This is a genomic window from Sorangium sp. So ce426 (genome assembly GCF_051475585.1).
In the GTDB taxonomy this organism is placed as follows: Bacteria; Myxococcota_A; Polyangia; order Polyangiales; family Polyangiaceae; genus Sorangium; species Sorangium cellulosum_B.
Window position 1 is genome coordinate 87,820 of sequence record NZ_CP150341.1, and the last position, 17,007, is coordinate 104,826.

General features: G+C 71.8%; 12 protein-coding genes. 4 read left to right on the forward strand and 8 right to left on the reverse strand.

The features are described 5' to 3' along the window. Positions 1-7: 7 nt before the first annotated feature. From WMF44_RS00350 to WMF44_RS00360, 3 genes are all read right to left on the reverse strand, one after another. On the reverse strand, positions 8-1,549 hold the full coding sequence (locus WMF44_RS00350) for a protein kinase domain-containing protein (RefSeq protein WP_437297125.1): 1,542 nt from the start codon (positions 1,547-1,549) through the stop codon (positions 8-10). A 278-nt stretch (positions 1,550-1,827) separates the two neighbouring features. After that, positions 1,828-3,183 carry a cyclic nucleotide-binding domain-containing protein gene (locus WMF44_RS00355; RefSeq protein WP_437297126.1) on the reverse strand — a complete coding sequence of 452 codons (1,356 nt, stop codon included), beginning with the start codon at positions 3,181-3,183 and terminating at the stop codon, positions 1,828-1,830. Between the two features lie 120 nt (positions 3,184-3,303). Beyond that, positions 3,304-3,978 carry a dienelactone hydrolase family protein gene (locus tag WMF44_RS00360; RefSeq protein WP_437297127.1) on the reverse strand — a complete coding sequence of 225 codons (675 nt, stop codon included), beginning with the start codon at positions 3,976-3,978 and terminating at the stop codon, positions 3,304-3,306. 174 nt (positions 3,979-4,152) lie between these two features. On the opposite strand from WMF44_RS00360, the gene WMF44_RS00365 reads away from it, so the two are divergent. Further along, complete coding sequence (locus WMF44_RS00365) at positions 4,153-4,935, forward strand: hypothetical protein (protein WP_157906337.1); 783 nt, start codon at positions 4,153-4,155, stop codon at positions 4,933-4,935. A gap of 201 nt (positions 4,936-5,136) precedes the next feature. Here WMF44_RS00365 and WMF44_RS00370 read toward each other — a convergent pair whose 3' ends face one another. Together WMF44_RS00370 and WMF44_RS00375 are read right to left on the reverse strand one after the other, a co-directional pair. Then, positions 5,137-6,273, reverse strand: coding sequence for a PLP-dependent aminotransferase family protein (locus WMF44_RS00370; RefSeq protein ID WP_437297128.1), 1,137 nt, complete (start codon positions 6,271-6,273; stop codon positions 5,137-5,139). A gap of 353 nt (positions 6,274-6,626) precedes the next feature. Next, a complete protein-coding gene (locus WMF44_RS00375; protein WP_437297129.1) occupies positions 6,627-7,022 on the reverse strand; it encodes a cellulose binding domain-containing protein in 396 nt (131 codons plus the stop codon). 28 nt (positions 7,023-7,050) lie between these two features. Between WMF44_RS00375 and WMF44_RS00380 the strand changes: the two genes are divergently transcribed. Then, positions 7,051-7,839, forward strand: a complete 789-nt coding sequence (locus WMF44_RS00380) for a hypothetical protein (protein WP_437297130.1) — start codon at positions 7,051-7,053, stop codon at positions 7,837-7,839. A gap of 463 nt (positions 7,840-8,302) precedes the next feature. Here the strand turns inward: WMF44_RS00380 and WMF44_RS00385 are convergent, their stop codons facing one another. Beyond that, entirely contained in the window at positions 8,303-8,767 is a 465-nt protein-coding gene (locus WMF44_RS00385) for an SRPBCC family protein (protein ID WP_049876125.1), read from the reverse strand. 534 nt (positions 8,768-9,301) lie between these two features. On the opposite strand from WMF44_RS00385, the gene WMF44_RS00390 reads away from it, so the two are divergent. Continuing rightward, positions 9,302-10,936 carry an FAD-dependent monooxygenase gene (locus WMF44_RS00390; protein WP_437297131.1) on the forward strand — a complete coding sequence of 545 codons (1,635 nt, stop codon included), beginning with the start codon at positions 9,302-9,304 and terminating at the stop codon, positions 10,934-10,936. Positions 10,937-11,004: 68 nt separating this feature from the next. Beyond that, the gene (locus WMF44_RS00395; RefSeq protein ID WP_437297132.1) at positions 11,005-11,640 is read left to right on the forward strand and encodes a TetR/AcrR family transcriptional regulator; all 636 of its coding nucleotides are present in this window, start codon (positions 11,005-11,007) and stop codon (positions 11,638-11,640) included. A gap of 48 nt (positions 11,641-11,688) precedes the next feature. Here the strand turns inward: WMF44_RS00395 and WMF44_RS00400 are convergent, their stop codons facing one another. Then, positions 11,689-12,555, reverse strand: coding sequence for an Hsp33 family molecular chaperone HslO (locus WMF44_RS00400; protein ID WP_437297133.1), 867 nt, complete (start codon positions 12,553-12,555; stop codon positions 11,689-11,691). Positions 12,556-12,745: 190 nt separating this feature from the next. Further along, positions 12,746-16,999: a hypothetical protein gene (locus tag WMF44_RS00405; protein ID WP_437297134.1), complete on the reverse strand. Its 4,254-nt coding sequence runs from the start codon at positions 16,997-16,999 to the stop codon at positions 12,746-12,748. Between the last annotated feature and the right edge of the window lie 8 nt (positions 17,000-17,007).

Here is a 17,007-nt window from a genome sequence, read left to right on the forward strand (position 1 = left end):
CGTCTCCTCAGAAGCCGAGGCGGTCGGACCTGGGGCGCGTCGCGCTGGAGGCCGCGGGCGGGGCCCCCGACGAGGGCCTGGGCCGCGGCGAGGAGGACGCGGCCCTGCCCGGGCGAGCGGGCGCCGTCTGGGCGGAGGAGGCGGCCGCGGCCGGAGCGCTGGCCGCCAGCGCGGAGCCGGCGCGGGGCGCAGGCGTCGAGGTCGCCGCGGCCGTCGTCTCCTGGGGAGGCGCGAGCTCGGGCGCCCCCCTGGGCGAATTCGCTTCCGCCGGCGGATTGTTCGCGGGGGCGGCGACAGGCGGTGTCTCGAGCGCCCCCGGCGGCGAGGCCGCGCCGGACGGCGGCGGCGCGTGCGGGATCGGGTCGTCCCCGAGCGCGCGCCAGCCGATGAAGAGCGCCCCGCCGAGGACCGAAGCCGCGAGGCCGAGCGCGACGGCCGGGACCGGCATCCTGCGGCGAGGTCTCGAGTCGGCCCCGGCCTCGTCGTAGAGGCCCGGCGGCGAGGCCACGCTCCCGTCCGGCGAGACGGAGAGCGGGGAGGTGGAGATCGGCGGACCGGAGAGCGGCGCGGCGGAGAGCGGCGCGGCGGAGAGCGGCGCGGCGGAGAGCGGCGGGACGGAGGGCGACGTGGTGCCCGCGCCCCCGGGGATCGAGCTCACCGAGGCCCGCCCGCCCTCCTGCGCGTCGCTGGGCGGCAAGAGCGCGTCGCGCAGCGCGTCGACCATCGCCGTCGCCGAGGCGAACCGCCCGTTCGGGTCACGGCTGCACGCCTGCATGAACCACTCGTCGAACGCCGGCGGCACGGGCACAGACGCCACCTTCGAGGGGACAGGCAGCGGATCACTGCATATCTCGAGGATCATCGCGCCAGGCGCCTCGGCCGTGATCGCCGCCCGGCCGCACACGCACTCGAACGCGATCACCCCGAGCGCCCAGAGGTCCGACCGGTAATCGACGGTCGCGCCCTGCGCCTGCTCAGGGCTCATGTACGGCAGCGTCCCGATCAGCACGCCCGCCTGCGTCCCGATGCCCTCTTTGCCGGACAGGCGCGTCTTGGCGACGCCGAAATCGAGGACCTTGGCCACCTCCCGGTCGTCGTCGCGGGCGAGGAAGATGTTGTCGGGCTTGAGGTCGCGGTGGACGATGCCGGCGTCGTGGGCCTTGCGCACGGCGCGCGCGACGTCGGCGAAGATGCGCGCCGTATCGGCCGGCTCCAGCGCGCCGACACGCTCGAGCCGGTGCGCGAGGTCCTCGCCCTCGAGGAGCTCCATCGCGATGAAGGGGACGTCGTTCTCGACGCCGTGATCGAGGATCTGCACGACGTTCGGGCTGCGGAGCGCCGCCGCCGCCTGCGCCTCCTGGTAGAAGCGCGCGCGGACCGTCTCGTCCTTCGCATAGAGAGGCCCGAGCATCTTGATCGCGACCGGCGAGCCCAGCGTGAGATCGTCCGCGCGCCAGACGGTGCCCATGCTGCCCGAGCTGAGAGGGCGGAGCAGCCGATACCGGCCGACCAGCACCTGTCCCTCCAGCCCGAACGCGTTCGTCGTCATTGTCGCAGGACCTGTGGTGCGCGCGTGGCCTTCCCTACGCTGGTGGTTGTTCAGTGCTGGTCAACGACAACAACGGGTAGACGGAAAGCCTACGGGGCGTGGCGCGGAGCGTCAATCGGTGCACCCGCCGCGTGCTCGCAGGGCGTCGCCAGAGCACTGAACAGGTTGAAACGCCGCGCGCGAGAGAGAGTTTGAACCACAGAGACACAGAAGCGACAACAACAAAACCTCCGCGCATCCGCGGTTCGTTTCGTCAATTTTTCGATCGGTCCGGTACCCTAGATCAACACGAAGTCCTCGGCCACGGAGACCTCCTCGGCCATGATGCTCGTGGTCTCCTCGTCGCGCAGGACGGCGAGCTTGTAGAGTTGCGCCAGCACGGCCGGGTGATCCTCGACCAGACCCATGAACTCGGTGGCCGGTAGGTACAGCGTCACGGTGGGGTGAACGGCGATCACATCGGCGTTCGTCGCGCGGCGGAGGACCATCGCGATCTCGCCGGCGACGTCGCCGGGGCCGAGCGTCGAGAGCACGAGCGGCTCGACGCGGGCGTCGTCCGCCGCGTCGCGCCGGACGACGGCGACCTCTCCGGAGGCGATGAGGAACAGGCCGGGGGGCCGCTCATCCTGGACGAGCAGCCGCTCGTTCTTCTCGAAGGTGCGCGTGCGGAACCGCTTCACGAGCGCGGGCCTGTCGGCCTCGGGCACGACGCGGAGCACGTCGCTCATCCGGACGAGGTTCTCCACCATGCGGTCCCGGCAGTAGGCCGCGAGCTCCAGGCTCACCTCGGGCTCGCGCTGCGCGATGTCGTCGATCGCGTCGCGCTTCACCTCGAGCACGATGGAGGGCCGCGTGGCGATGACGCTCCCGGTGCGCGGGGCCCGGGAGAGCAGCGCCATCTCGCCGAACATGGCGCCGTTCGCGAGCCGGGCGAGGAGGATCTCCTCGTCCCCGCGCCGGCGCCGCGCCTCGAGCTCCCCGCGCGCGACGAAGTAGGCCTCGCTGCGCGCGGCGCCCTGCTCGATCACGGTCGTCCCCGCCGCCACCCAGACGGGCGTGAAGGCGGCGCACAGGGCGCGGAGCGCGTCGCGCCCGACGGACGAGAAGACCGGCTGGGGCGCGATCCCGGGGTGATCGGCCTGGGCGGCCAGCCTGCGCGTGGCGTCGTGGATGATCTCCGTCGCCTTGTTGAGCAGGAGCGCGCCGGTGAGCACGGAGGCGAGCGGCTGGAACGCCTCGGCGGCCGGCAGGGGCGGCGGCGGCGGCGCGCCCTCGCCGAGCCGCGGCGAGTCCCGGCAGAAGGCCTCGGCGATCAGGTCGAGCCCGGGCCCGGGATCGCCGCCGAAGCGCTCGCTCTCGCGCGCGGCCGCCACGGCGAGCGGCAGGTTCTCGAGGTCGATGGCGCGGGCGATCGCGGTGGAGCACGCCTCGCGCGCGGCCTCGTGCCGGTTCAGCTCGCCGAGGAGGCGCCCGCAGAGGCAGAGCGCCGACGGCATCGTCGGGTCGTGCCGGACCAGCGCAGCGGCCCAGCGCAGCGCGGCGTCCCGCTCTCCCGCGAGCGCCAGCGAGAGCGCGCGGTCGATCGGCGACTCCGCCTGCTGGATCGAGCCCGGGAGTACCGGGGGGAGGGCCATGGTTGCGTGTATATCAGGGTTCATTGCGCGGTGGCAAAGAACGCGCCTGGTTGACGTCCCGCGCGTCCCGCGTGCCCCGCGCGCCCCGCGGATCCCCCGGGGAGGACCAATGCGTCGTGCTCAGGCGAGGTGCTGCTTCAGGAACGCGATGCTCCGCTCCCACGCGAGCTTCGCGGCCTCGGGGGCGTAGACCTCGGGGCGCGTGTCGTTCGCGAACGCGTGGTCGGCGTCATAGACGTGGAGCTCCATGGATTGGCCGCGGGCGGCGAGCTCCTTCTGGATCGCCTCGGCGGCGGCCGGCGTCGCCCAGCCGTCGCGCGCGGCGAAGTGGGCGAGGATCGGCGCCTTGACGCGCGTGTAATCGGGCGCGGGGCTCGGGACGCCGTAGAAGGGCACCGCGGCCGCGAGCTCGGGGATCATCGCGGCGGCGGCGAAGCTCAGCGCGCCGCCCATGCAGAACCCGATGACGCCGACCTTGCCGGTCGACCGCTCGTGGGCCGACAGGAAGCGGGCGGCGGCGGCGATCTCCTCGAGGGCGCGCGGCTTGTCGAGCTCGGTCATCAGCCGGCTGGCCTCGGTGGCGTCCTTCGTGGTCTTGCCGTGGTAGAGGTCGGGCGCGAGGGCGATGAACCCGGCGGCGGCGAGCCGGTCGAGCAGAGAGCGGATGTGGTCGTTCACACCCCACCACTCCTGGATCAGGACGACGGCAGGCGACCTGTCCCCCTGCTTCGGCCAGACGATCTCGCCGGTCGCCGAGGACCCGTCCTTCGCGGGGAACGAAACCTTTTCGGACATGCGACTCCTCCCTTTCGAGACGGGGATCGGCTCCGCCGTCCTCGTCAGCAATCGGGGATCGGCTCCACCGTCCCCTCATGGCGCGGCGCAGGATAACCGCCCCGCGCACGTTGCGTAGCGCAAACTGCCTGGCACGCGCTCCACGCCGGGACGCCGGCGATGTAGATTGACGGGGTGGATGCGCTGGCGGGACGATGGAGGCGAGCCGTCTCGTCCTTGAAGGAGCTCCGGCTGCGGGTCGCGTTCCTGCGGAGCGAGGTGCTGCGCGCCGATCTGCCCTCCGTCGCCCGCGCGCTCGACGACCTCTGCCGCGACGCCGAGCAGGCCAACCCCCTCGCGCGCGACGTGCTGGGCGCCGTCGTGCCGGTCCTCGTGGATCCTGCGCTCTCCGAGCGCGTCGAGCAGCTCCGCGAGCTCGCGTCCTCCCATGCCCTGCTGCCGCTCTCGCGCCTCCTGCGCCGCAAGGCGCGGCGGCCCGAGGCGCAGCCGGCCTCGCCGGCGCCCGACGAGCGGCTCGTCGCCACGTCGAGCGCCGGTCGCGCGCTCACGCTCGGCGAGCGGCGCGCGCTGGCCCGGCGGCCGACCCGCGCGGCCTTCGACGCCCTGCTCCGGGACCCGCACCCGCTGGTCATCCGCAACCTGCTCGCCAACCCGCGCTTGACCGAGGATGACGTCGTCCGCCTCGCGGCGCGCCGCCCGGCGAACGCGGAGGTCCTGACGGAGATCGCGAAGCACCCCGAGTGGCCGCAGCGCGCGCGGGTGCGCATGGCGATCGTGCAGAACCCGGGCGCGCCGCAGGAGATCGCGGTGCCCATGGTGCGCCTCCTCCTGCGGCCCGAGCTCCTGCGGCTCGCGGCGGCGGCGGACGTGCCCGCGGTCGTCCGGGCCGCGGCGCGGGAGCTGCTCGATCGCCGTCCGCCCGTCCCGCACAAGCCAGGCGGGCCGCTGGCGCAGTGAGGCCGCGCCCTGCGCGGGGTCGGCGGCGTGCGCGCAGGCCGCCGCCGCGGTGCTGTCATCGGAGAGGAGGAGAAGAGAGCAGAGAGGGAGTGAAGGAGAGAGGGAGTCGAAGGAGAGATGGCGTCGAAGGAGAGAGGGAGTCAGGAGAGAGGGAGAGAGGTCGTGCACGGCGCTTTCGTGAATCGGCGCCCGCCGGCGAGGCTACGCGACCTCGGCCCAGCACCGCGCGAGGCGGCGCACGCCCTCGTCCAGGTCCTCGTCGCACGCCACCGAGGAGAAGCAGAGCCGGAGGGCGAACGGGCTCACGGCGCCGTGAGCCCGGAACAGCGAGCCCGGGTCGAAGGCGACGCCGTGCTCGATGGCGGCGGCCAGGAAGAAGGCCTCGTTCGGCTCGGCGTCGGGCTCGACCCAGATCGCGAAGCCGCCGGCGGGCGGGTCGAACCGCCAGCCGGGCAGGTGCTTTCGGAGCGCCCGCTCCATGCGGGCGGCGCGGCGACCGTAGAACTCCCGCAGGCGCACGAGCCGCTGATCGAAGTCCTCCGTGCGGAGGTAGTCTTCCAGGATGGCCTGCGGCAGGCTGGCCGCCTGCTGATCGGCGGATTGCTTCAGCTGGAGGACCTCGGCGCGGAGCGAGCGCGGGGGCACGAGCCAGCCGACGCGGAGGCCGGGGCAGAGCGTCTTCGAGAACGTGCCGACGTGGAACACGCGATCGGGCGCCTCGGCCAGGAGCGGCCGCGGGGCGGCGCCGTCAAAGGACAGATCCGCGTAAGCGTCGTCCTCGATGATGGGCCGGAGGGTCGAGAGGACCCTGGCTCGATCGCTGCGCGACAGCGTGCGTCCACGCGGATTGGAGACGGCGGGCATGAGATAATAGGCATCGACGTTGCCGCCGCCGTCGACGACCGTCGCGCCGAGCTCCTGGAACCGATCGAGCGCGCCGGGGGAGCTCTCGCGGTCGACGCCGATCCTGGCGCGCGATCCGCGGACCAGCTGCGCGGCGAGGGACACGGCCTGCTGTGCGCCACGGGTCACGATGACGTCATCGCGAGCCACCTGGGCGCCGCGCCGGCGCAGCTGCCCGGCGATCCAGGCGCGGAGGTCCTCGTCGCCCTCGGGCCAGCACCACGGGAGCGCCGGGCAGCTGGGGTTCTGAAGAGCGCGAACGAACGAGGCCGCGAGCTTCGAGCGCGGGAACTCGCCCGGGGCGGGCAGCCCGCCCGCGAAGCTGATGAGACCAGGTGTGTCCGCGGCGCGCCGCTTCAGGGGGTCGAACCGCTCGAGGCCGTGTCCGAGCCGCGGTCCGCTCCGCGGCGCATCACGCGAGATCGGGGCCTGCACAGGCCGGGTGTGAGACGACGGGGGAGGAGGCGTTGCGCGCGCTGTGGCATCCATAGAGTTCAGGGTCCGAGCGAGGCCATTCAAGGATGGTGCCGCCCGGGCTGCCCGTCTCCAGATGGAGCGGAAGCGCTCGCGTCCCATCGCGGGACGGAACTCCATGGAAAATTGGTTACATCGCGGCAACCTGGGACGGGCCAGGGCGTGTAACGGCATGTTGCGGGGTGTGGCGTGCGCGCGCGGCGAGTCAGGCCGCCACAGGGCATCGAAGGGCGTGGAGAGGCGCGCGTTCGCCCGGGGCGGCTATCGATGTGGAGCTTGCTCCCGCAGGACGTGGAGCTCGTTCTCGTGGCCAGTCACGGCTCTGTTCCCCAGGCGAGCTCGCCGTCGTGGTACACGGTGACCCGCTCGAAAGGCATGAAGGTGGTGTTGGTGCCGAAGGAGTAGTCGTCGGTCTGCGTCATTCGGTCGTAGTTGTCGCCGTTGTAGATGCGGATCTGCACATTTCCGGACGTGACGTTCGGGGCGATGCTACCTGCGGCGGCGAGGAAACCGAGCTCGAGATAGTGATCGGCCTTCGTGCCCGATGCCTCGCCGAACGTCCTTGTGACGTTGGCGCATCCGCCGGGGATCGACGAGAAGTCGCACTCGCTCTTGAGATCCACCTTCGCGACGTCGGCCGTGAACCAGTAGCGAATCGTCAGATCGCCGAGCGCGATGCTCGCATCGTCCGTGTTCTTGACCTGTACCATGAACGACAGATGCTGGGACTCGACGGTGGTGTCCCTCGCAGCATATTGCAGCTCGAGCGCCGGTGTGGTCACGCCGCCAGTGGTGGAGCTCGCGGTGGTGGAGCTCGTGGCGCTACCGCCGCCGGTGCCTGTCGTGCTGCTCGTCGTGGAGCTGGCCGAGCTGCTCGCCGAGGAGCTGGCCGAGGCGCTCGTCGTGGAGCTGGCCGAGGCGCTCGTCGTGGAGCTGGTCGAGCTGCTCGCCGAGGAGCTGGCCGAGGCGCTCGCAGCGTCGTCCCCGCCAGCGCCGCCCAGACCCCCAGCGCCGCCGGCACCATCGGCGCCACCTGAGCCGGACGAGCTGCTCACCGTCGCGCTCGTGACATCGCCCGCAGCGCTGGACGAGCCGCTCGTTGCGGAGCTCGTCGAGCCGCTCGTCGCAGATGCGGTGGAGCCAGCGCCGGCTGAGCTGGACGAAGGTGCCCCACCCGAGCTGGCGGCGGCGCCGCCTCCGGCTCCTGTGTTCTCGCCGTCCAGGCTGGAGCCTTGGGCACATGCCACGAGCGTCAGGAACGAGATGGCACAGAGCGCGGTGGTTCCCTTCAGCCTGGAGCTCGATCGGTTGACTCGGTTGACCCGATTGCCGCGACTGCCCAGCTGCGGCGGCGCTCCTGCCCTCGTCGATACCTTCCCCCTGGAACCCCGGATACGAGCTGCTCCCGAGGTCATCGGGCCGAGCTGCGACGCACACCTTGCCATCGGTCGCATCTTGAACACCCCTGCGACCGCTCGACCAAGTCCGAAGGCCGAACGGAAGGAAGTTGAGGTCAACAGCTTATAGAGAACCGCCTGGTATCAGCAAGAGGCTTGCCATGCGAACTTTCTGTCGATGTCGTAGCTGATAGGGTATTCGTCTACATGCATTGCCCTCGGATAGGGCGAATGAATGCTGGCCATACACTGGACGACGTTTCATGTGTCTTGCGGACACCGCGCCACGCCGCGCCAGCGGCGCCGGTGTGGCGTCCCTGGCGTCAGTCGGGTGAAGTGACGGGGCCGCGCTGCGCGTCCTTCCGCGGAGGCGGCGCGTGGGCCAGTTGAACGCGGAGCCCGCCACGAACCGCGTTGACCACTGCGCCGGTCTCTCCCCGTCGCCCAACGAGAGCGCCGAACCGCAGAGCGCGTCGCCCTTGTCCTCTGTGCAGGGCGCGCTCCAGCGAGAGGATCGGTCCGCCCAGCCGTAGCTCACGTCCAGGGGAAGGGCATGAAACCAGGCGCTGCCTGTCGGTGAGCGCGCGAGGGGGTCACGTGGCGCGCGCGGGCTGCGAGGCCTCGAGCCGCGCCTTTTCAGCGAGCAGCAGCTCGGTGAACGCCGCGATGAACATGCGCCTGGCGAGCGATCCGAGCGGCTTGCCGACGAGCGGCAGCGGGATGTCGAAGCGCGATGTCCAGTCGATCTCCGTGCCCTCGCCGCGCGGGGTGAAGCGGAGACGCGAGCCCTGGTGCCGGAGCGGCTGCGTGCTCTCGACGATCTGGTAGTCGAACGAGGACGGCCGCTCGAAGGCCGTGATCTCCTCGACGTAGCGGATCCGCTTCCCGACGCGCACCTCGCGGAGGGCGCCGAGGCCGTTGTGCTCGGTGAGCCCTGGCCGGACAACCTTCGTGTGGGTGCCGTCCCCGGAGCGCAGGAAGCGTTCGTGGTCAGCCACCGCGTCGAAGACCCGCTCGACCGGGGCGTGGATGTAGACGTTGACGTGGACCTCTTGCATGCGGCGACCATCGCACGAAGACCTCGCCGAGCGAGCACGCGGGCACGGTCTGCCGAGCGAGGGCAGGGCGGGGGAGCGGGGAGTTCGCTGGTGGGCTTCAGGATCCGTTCCTGTTGAATATGGCGGCGTCGCGTCGCTGAACTCAACCAGGGTGCGATCGTTGGTCCCCAGTCGGCGGCTCAACCTCGGCAGCTCAACCTCGGTCGGTCGGCAGCTCAACCTCGGTCGGTCGGCAGCTCAACCTCGGTCGGTCGGCAGCTCAACCTCGGTCGGTCGGTGGCTCAACCTCGGTCGGTCGGCAGCTCAACCTCGGTCGGTCGGCAGCTCAACCTCGGTCGGTCGGTGGCTCAACCTCGGTCGGCAGCTCAACCTCGGTCGGTCGGTGGCTCAACCTCGGTCGGCAGCTCAACCTCGGTGCGGTCGACTGTGTGAATGTGTGCCGATGTGAGACATATTTGCCTTGATGCCTTGCCAACCGAAGGGGGCCCTCACATAAGGTGAGTGAATGCTCACTCACCAATCCGGAGGCGGCCTATGACAGAAGCTGTGGATGCGCTGGTCGTCGGTGGAGGTCCGACGGGCTTGACGATGGCCGGAGAGCTTGCTCGGCGCGGGCTCGCAGTGCGGATCGTGGACAAGGCACTGGAGCCCCCGCCGGATCACTCGCGAGCGCTCGTGGTGCAGACGCGGACCATGGAGATCTTCACCAGCATGGGGATCGCAGACGCCGCGATGGCGCGCGCCACGCGCGTCGGAGGGCTCAACGTCCTCCTCTCGAACGGCCAGCGCGCACGCTTGCCGATCTTCGACTTCCCGGAGCTCTCCACGCCCGTTCCGGGCATCTTCGTCATCCAGCAGTTCGACACCGAGCGCGTCCTCGAGTCGCGCCTCTCGGAGCTGGGCGTGACGGTCGAGCGCGGCGTCGAGCTCGCTTCCTATACCCAGGACAGCGCCGGCGTCACATGCACTCTCCGCAGGGTCGACGGGAACACCGAGGTGGTGCGCGCGACGTGGCTCCTCGGTTGCGACGGCGCGCGCAGCGCCGTCCGCCAGGGCGCAGACATCGCCTTCGAGGGCGACACCTACGACGATCACTGCATGCTCGGCGACCTCGTCATCGACTGGCCGCTGCCGGACGGCGACATCTATATCAGCCCTTCGCGCCGGGGCCTCGCAGCGGCCTTCCCCGTGCCCGGAAGCCACCGGTTCCGGATCGTCCTTATCCTGCCCGAAGCGTCGCCGGCGCGCGGCGCGTCGCTCTCGCTCGAGGAGTTCGAAGGCGTGATGCGCTCGATGATCCCCACGCCCTTCAGGGTACAGAAGGCGATCGTCCTCTCGCGCTACCGGCTGCACCACCGCGTCGCCACGCGGCTGCGCAAGGGGCGCGTGTTCCTCGCCGGCGACGCGGCGCACATCCACAGCCCGGCCGGCGGGCAGGGGATGAACACCGGAATCCAGGACGCGTACAACCTGGCGTGGAAGCTCGCGGCCGTCGAGCAGGGCAGGATGCCAGCGTGGCTGCTCGACACCTACGAGATGGAGCGGCTGCCCGTCGCGCGCCGGCTGATCGACTTCACAGACCGCCTCTTCGGGCTCATGGCCGGACACGGTCTCATGGGCCGGGCGCTGCGCGTCGTCGCGCCGCGCCTGATGACCCGCGCCATCGGCGTCGCCGCCGTGCAACGCCGGATACTGGGGTTCGTCTCGCAGCTCAAGATCCGATACCGGAAGAGCCCGCTGTCCATCCAGATCGGGCACCCGCCGGAGCGCGGGCCCCGCGCCGGAGATCGCGCGCCAGACGCCTCGCTGCGCGGCGCGGCGGGACAGCAGGTCCACCTGTTCGAGCTGATGCGCGGCGCCGAATCCACGCTGCTGCTCTTCGCCGGTCCACCCCAGGGCCGCGCGAACGCCGAGGCGCACGGGCACGTCCGGCGGCTCGCCGCGGAGCTCGGCCGGCCGGATCTCAAGGTGCTTGTCATCAGCGCGCCCGAGGCCGGAGGGTACGCAGATCCGGGCGGGCGCGCCCACGCGGCGTACGGCGTCGAGGCGGCAGCCGCCGTCCTCGTCCGGCCGGACGGCTATGTCGGCGTGCGCTGCGATCCGCTCGACGAGCGCGAGCTCAGGCAGGCGCTCGACCGGCTCTTCACCCGCAGGGCCGAGGCCGCCTAGCGCCCGCCGCCCCCAGCGCGCCCGAGCCGCCGCGCGGCGCTGCTAGATGTCGAGGAGAGAGGACACGAATGAGCCGACGCCCGCGCCCGCACGACACGTTGACCGAGGCGCAGAAGAAGATCGTCGACGCTGCGGTGGCCGCCTTCGCCGAGCAGGGCTTCCACGGCACCGCGACCAAGGAGATCGCGCGGCGCGCAGGGGTCGCCGAGGCGACGATCTTCAAGTACTTCCCGAGCAAGCGGGACCTCCTCCTGGGCGTCATCGGTCCCGCCGTCGAGCGGCTCGTCGGGCCCGCGCTGGCGCGCTCCATGGACCCGCTCTTCGACGCGACGTACCCGACCTTCGAGGCGTTCTTGCGGGCGCTCCTCGCCGAGCGCATCGCCTTCGTGCGCGCGCACCCGCAGCTGGTGCGCATCCTCGCGCAGGAGCTGCCGTTCGACGCCGAGCTGCGGCTCGGCATCGCCGGCAGGGTCTTCGGGCCGCTCCTCGAGAAGGGGATCACCTTGATCGAGCACTTCCAGCGCGAAGGGCAGATCGTCGGGTGGCCGCCGCCCCTCGTCATCCGCTGCGTCGCCTCGGCGTTCGTGGGGTACATCGTCCACCGCGTGTACATCGCCCCCGATGCGGCGTGGGACGACGAGGCGGAGATCGAGCGGGTCATCGCCTTCGTGATCCGCGGCCTCTCGCCTCGCGAGCCCCCGTGACCCCGTGCGTGGGCGCGCGGCCCGCCGGCCGCGCGCAGGCGCGGCGGCTCAGCTCGTCGTCAGCAGCGAGCGGAGCTGCGACGGCGACAGCTGGTAATCCTTGCCGCAATAATCGCAGCGGATGTCGAGGACCTTCCCGTCCGTGACCATCTCCTCGATGTCGCTCCGCGGCAGGCTCGCCAGCGTGGCCATCACCCGGAGCTCGCTGCATCGACAGCTGAAGCTGAGCGGAGAGTCCTCGAGCCGTGAGAACGGCATGCCGTAAAGCAGCTCCCCGAGCAGCACGTCCGCCGAGGCTCCCTCGTGCGCCAGCACCTCGTCGAGGCGCTCGAAGTCCTTGAGCCGCTCGGTCATCACCATGAGCGGACCGCGCTCGACCTCCGGGAGCAGCTGCACGAGGTAACCGCCGGAAGCGCCGACGCCGTCCGCGCCGATCAGCGTCGCCACCGCGATCATCGAGACGACCTGCTCCGATTCCTGCATGTACGTCATCAGGCCCGCGGAGATGCCGCCCTCGGTCGGGATCTCGACGACCCCCTGGTGGAGCATGCCGCTCGGCAGCGTGCGCATGACCTGCAGCAGCGACCCTCCGCCGATCTCCACCGCGCTCTCCGCCGTGGCCCCCTTGCCCAGGTTGACCAGGCCGCGGCTCGTGCCGTCCGGGTGCGAGTCGGCCACCAGGGTCCCGTGACCGGCCGCGCCCTTGACGATCGCCTGGACCCGCAGGTTCGGCGCCATCGCCTCGCGCACGAGGATGGCGCCGGTGATCAGCTCTCCCAGCCGCTGCGCGGTCGCGCCGGTCGCAGATTGCACCGCGACGGCCCCCCGCACGGTCTCGGTGGTCAGCGCCGTGATGACGCGAAAAGCGCCATCCATCGTGATGGCGCGGACGACGGAATCAGAAGGTCGGGGCAAGATGCACTCTCCCGTGGGAAAACATCGTTAGGCCACGGACGGCCGATGGCAACCCGCGGCGCATCGGTCGCCGCAGGCGGAGGCGCCCCGCAGGCGGGCGCGCCTCGCATAAAAGCATAATCATTCCGCTGACTTGTAGCACAGGCGCCCCCTCCTGCGCGGCGCGGGGGGCGCCGCCCGGGGGGAGAGCTCAGCTGCGCCGGCGGCGCCGGTGCAGCACGGCGGCGCAGGCGCCGGCCGCGAGCAGGGCCCACGGCGCCGAGCGGCTGCCGTCGCCCTCTGCGCCCACCGTGCAGGCGCAGCCGCCGCCTTCCACCACGACGCCCTCACCGGGGAGCGGTGGGGTGCACGGGCCGATCGTGCTGTCGGGGTTGCGGCAACCCGGGACGCACTCCTGCGTGGCCTCGTCGCACACCATCCCGGCGCCGCAAGCGCTGTCCTGCTCGCACTCCGCGGGCTGATCGTCCGCGGGGTTGTTCGGATCGCGCTCGCCCCCGTCGACCACCCCGTCGTGGTCCGTGTCCTCCTCGCCGTCGCTCGCCCCGCCGCCGTCGGTGTCGGCCTGCGTCGGCGAGGTCGTCGTCGCCCCGTCGTCGCCGTCCGGCACGCAGGTGGCCGCGTCGGCGTCGGTGTCCTCGTGCGAGCAGCCCTTGCCCAGCTCGGTCCCATCGAAGAGCCCGTCCCCGTCGCTGTCGGGATCGAGCGCGTTGATCTTCCCGTCCTCGTCCGTGTCGACGCCAGGCTCGACCTCCTCGCCGTCGATCACGCCGTCGTCGTCGCTGTCGGCGTCGTCCGGATCGGTGCCGAGCGCCGTCTCCTCGCTGTTCGAGAGGCCGTCGCCGTCGCGATCGCCGAGATCGTCCCCGGCGTCGTTCGGATCGGTCTCGCCCTCGTCGACCTTGCCGTCGTGGTTCAGGTCCTCCTCGCCGTCGCTCTGGCCGCCGCGGTCGGTGTCGGGATTCACCACGCTCGTCGTGGTGGTCCCGCCGTCGGCGTCGGGCGTGCAGCTCTCGGCCACGGCATCGGTGTCCGGGTCCGCGCAGTCCTTCCCCGCCTCCGTGCCGTCGAAGAGCCCGTCGCCGTCGCTGTCCGCGTCCAGGACGTCGGCCTGGCCGTCGCCGTCGCCGTCGTCGCTGGGGTTCGGCTCCTCGCCGTCGAGCAGGCCGTCGTTGTCGGTGTCGCGATCTTCCGGATCCGAACCGAGGAACACCTCGAGATCGTCGCTCAGCCCGTCGGCGTCTCCGTCGGCGTTCTGGCTGTCGTCGTCGCCGTGGCCGGCGGTCGGGTCCGTCTCGCCGGCCTCGAGCACGCCGTTCAGGTTGGCGTCCTCCGAGCCGTCGGTCGCGCCGCCCCGGTCGCTGTCACGGCTCAGCGCCGACGTCTTCGTGGCCCCGCTGTCCCCGTCCGCCGTGCAGTGCTCGGCGTCCGCGTCGGTGCCGGGGCCCTCGCAGGCGAGGCCGAGCTCGGTCCCGTCGTAGAGCCCGTCGTCGTCGCTGTCCACGTCGAGGGGGTGGATGAGCCCGTCTCCGTCCGCGTCGTCCGCCGGGTTCGGCTCCTGCCCGTCCTGCACGCCGTCGTCGTCCGAGTCGGCGTCGTCCGGGTCCGTGCCCAGCGTCTCCTCGAGATCGTCGCTCAGCCCGTCCTCGTCCGCGTCGTCGTTGTCGCCGTCGTCGTCGCCGCGCCCGCGGGTCGGGTCGGTCTCGCCGTTGTCCGCGACGCCGTTCAGGTTGGCGTCCTCGGAGCCGTCGCTCGTGCCGCCGCCGTCCGTGTCCGCGTCGAGCGGCGACGTCTTCGTGGCGCCGGCGTCCTCGTCCGGGGCGCAGCGCCGCGACGGCGCGGTGCCAGGTCCGTTGCAGTCCAGGCCGAGCTCGGTCCCGTCGAAGAGGCCGTCGTTGTCGCTGTCGACGTCGAGCGCGTTGAGGAGCCCGTCGCCGTCCGTGTCGTCCGCCGGGTTCGGCTCGAGCCCGTCGCGGACGCCGTCACCGTCGGTGTCGGCGTCGTTCGGGTCCGTGCCGAGCGAGACCTCGAGAGCATCGCTCAGCCCGTCGTCGTCGGTGTCCGTGTTCTGCGGATCGTCGTCTCCATGACCGGAACGGGGGTCGGTCTCGCCCGCGTCGAGCGCGCCGTTCAGGTTGACGTCCTCGGAGCCGTCGCTCGCGCCGCCGCGATCCGTGTCGGCCTCGAGCGGCGACGTCCTCGTGGCGCCCGCGTCGCCGTCGGCAGCGCAGTCGCCCGCCGTCGCGTCGGTGCCCGGGCCGTCGCAGCCGAGCCCGAGCTCGGTCCCGTCGAAGAGGCCGTCGTTGTCGCTGTCGACGTCGAGCGGGTTGATCAGCCCGTCGCCGTCGTTGTCGTCCGTCGGGTTCGGCTCGTCGCCGTCGCGCACGCCGTCGTCGTCGCTGTCGGCGTCGTTCGGATCGGTGCCGAGCGTCTCCTCGAGATCGTCGCCGAGCCCGTCGTTGTCGGCGTCGGCGCGCTGGTCGTCGGCGCCGTGCCCGGCCGCGGGGTCGGTCTCGCCCGCGTCGAGCACGCCGTTCAGGTTGGCGTCCTCCGAGCCGTCGAGCACGCCGCCGTTGTCGGTGTCCGCGTCGAGCGGGTCGGTCGTCGTCGCTCCGGCATCGCCGTCGGGCGCGCAGTGCCCCGCCCGCGCGTCCGTCCCCGGACCATCGCAGTCCGTCAAGCCGATCTCTGTCGCGTCGAGCAGCCCGTCGTCGTCGCTGTCGACGTCCCGCGCGTTGATGAGGCCATCGCCGTCGGTGTCGCGGTCCCAGAGCTGCTCGTCGCCGTCGCTCACGCCGTCGTCGTCCGTGTCGGCGTCGTTCGGGTCCGTGCCGGCGAAGTTCTCGTCGCCGTCGCTCAGCCCGTCGCCGTCGCTGTCGACGAGGATCTCCGTGGGCGGCGTGCCCGGCTCCGCGCCGTTGCCGTCCGTCGGGTAGTCCTGGGCAGCGCCTCCCGCGGGGCTCCGCCCTGTGATGATGGCCTGGTTCGCGATCTCGCCGCCCGTGCCCGGATCGATGGTCACGCGGAACCGCACCGTCGTGGTCTCGCTGACGCCGAGCGACCCGCCCTGGGCCGCGTCGGCGCCGTCGCCGAGCCGGACGCGGACCGTCCTCGATCCGGCGACGTACTCGCCCTCGTCGTCGCCGGGCGCGTCGGTCATGCCGCCCATGTTCGGGCCCGAGGCGATCTCCAGCGAGCCCGGCACGAAGGTGACCCCGGCGGGCAGCGGGTCGTTCAGCACGACCACCGCGGCGTCGTCATCCCCGGTGTTGGCGACGAGGATCGTGTATTCGAGCGTGTCGCCAGGCGTGACGCCGCCGCCGTTGAGATCGAGGACCGACTTGGTCGACGTGGAGAGATCCGGGAGGCGCGTCGGCACCGACGTGATGAGGCCGCCGAACAGGTAGCTGTCGGCGCCGTTGACGACCGCCCCGACATTGGCCTCCGTGTCGCCGGCCCTGAGCAGGTTGGCCGGCACCTGCGTCACGTCGATGTCGATGCCGCTCATGCTCAGCGGCCCGCCGGTGAGCCTCGGCAGATCGCCCACCGAGGACATCGGCGCGCCGAGGAACGAGCGGGAGCTGTTGAAGAAGTTGTTCGCCGGGTTCTGTGCGTCGAACAGCGCGGTCCCGTTCCACTCGATCGCGTCGCCGGTCGAGCTGTCTCCCTCGTACCCGATGACGCCGACCTTCGCCTGGCCCCCGACCGGGGGGACGACGAACCCCGAGACCTTCCACCGCACCGGCATGCCGGTGATCACCTGATCCAGCCCGTCGAAGACGGCGAGGTTCCGCGCGGGCGCGGTCGTCAGCTCATAAAGCACGACCATCCACCAGCCGGCGAACGCGGCCTGCTGGCTCACGCTGTCCAGATCGGTCCCGTTGGAGATCCCGCTCAGGCGATACGCCCCCGCGCCGCGCGCCTGCACGATCGACGTGACGTTGGCGACGACCTGGGCGTGGGCGAGACCCAAGATCTCCGTCTGGCCCGAGAGCGTACCGGTCACGGTAGAAGTGGGGCCGCTCCGCCGATCCAGGGTCACGGTGAGATCGGCCGAGGTGCCGCTGTCGCGGCTCACCGTCCAGTAGAGGTACGCGTGGGTCACCCGCGCGCCCGCGGGGAGGCTGAGGACCGCGGTGCTGCGGGCAGCCGCGGGATCGACGTTGTTGTTCGCCTCGGCCTGCCCGGCGAGGGGGCTGTCGCCCCACCAGTAGACGTCGGGCGCCGAGTCCTCCAGCGTCTCGGGCGTGCCGCACGTCCCGACCGTGCCCAAAAGCGGCGCGAGCGTGGACTGCGCGCAATCGTGCGCGAGCGTGTTGCCGATGAGGACGAAATCACCCCGCTGCGCCACCTGGACCCGCAGGACTGGAGCCGCGCTCGCGGTCCCAGAGAGCGCCCCGAGCAGCGCGGCGCCGGTGAGCCCCGTGAATGCCAATCGCTTTGTCATCGACGCCT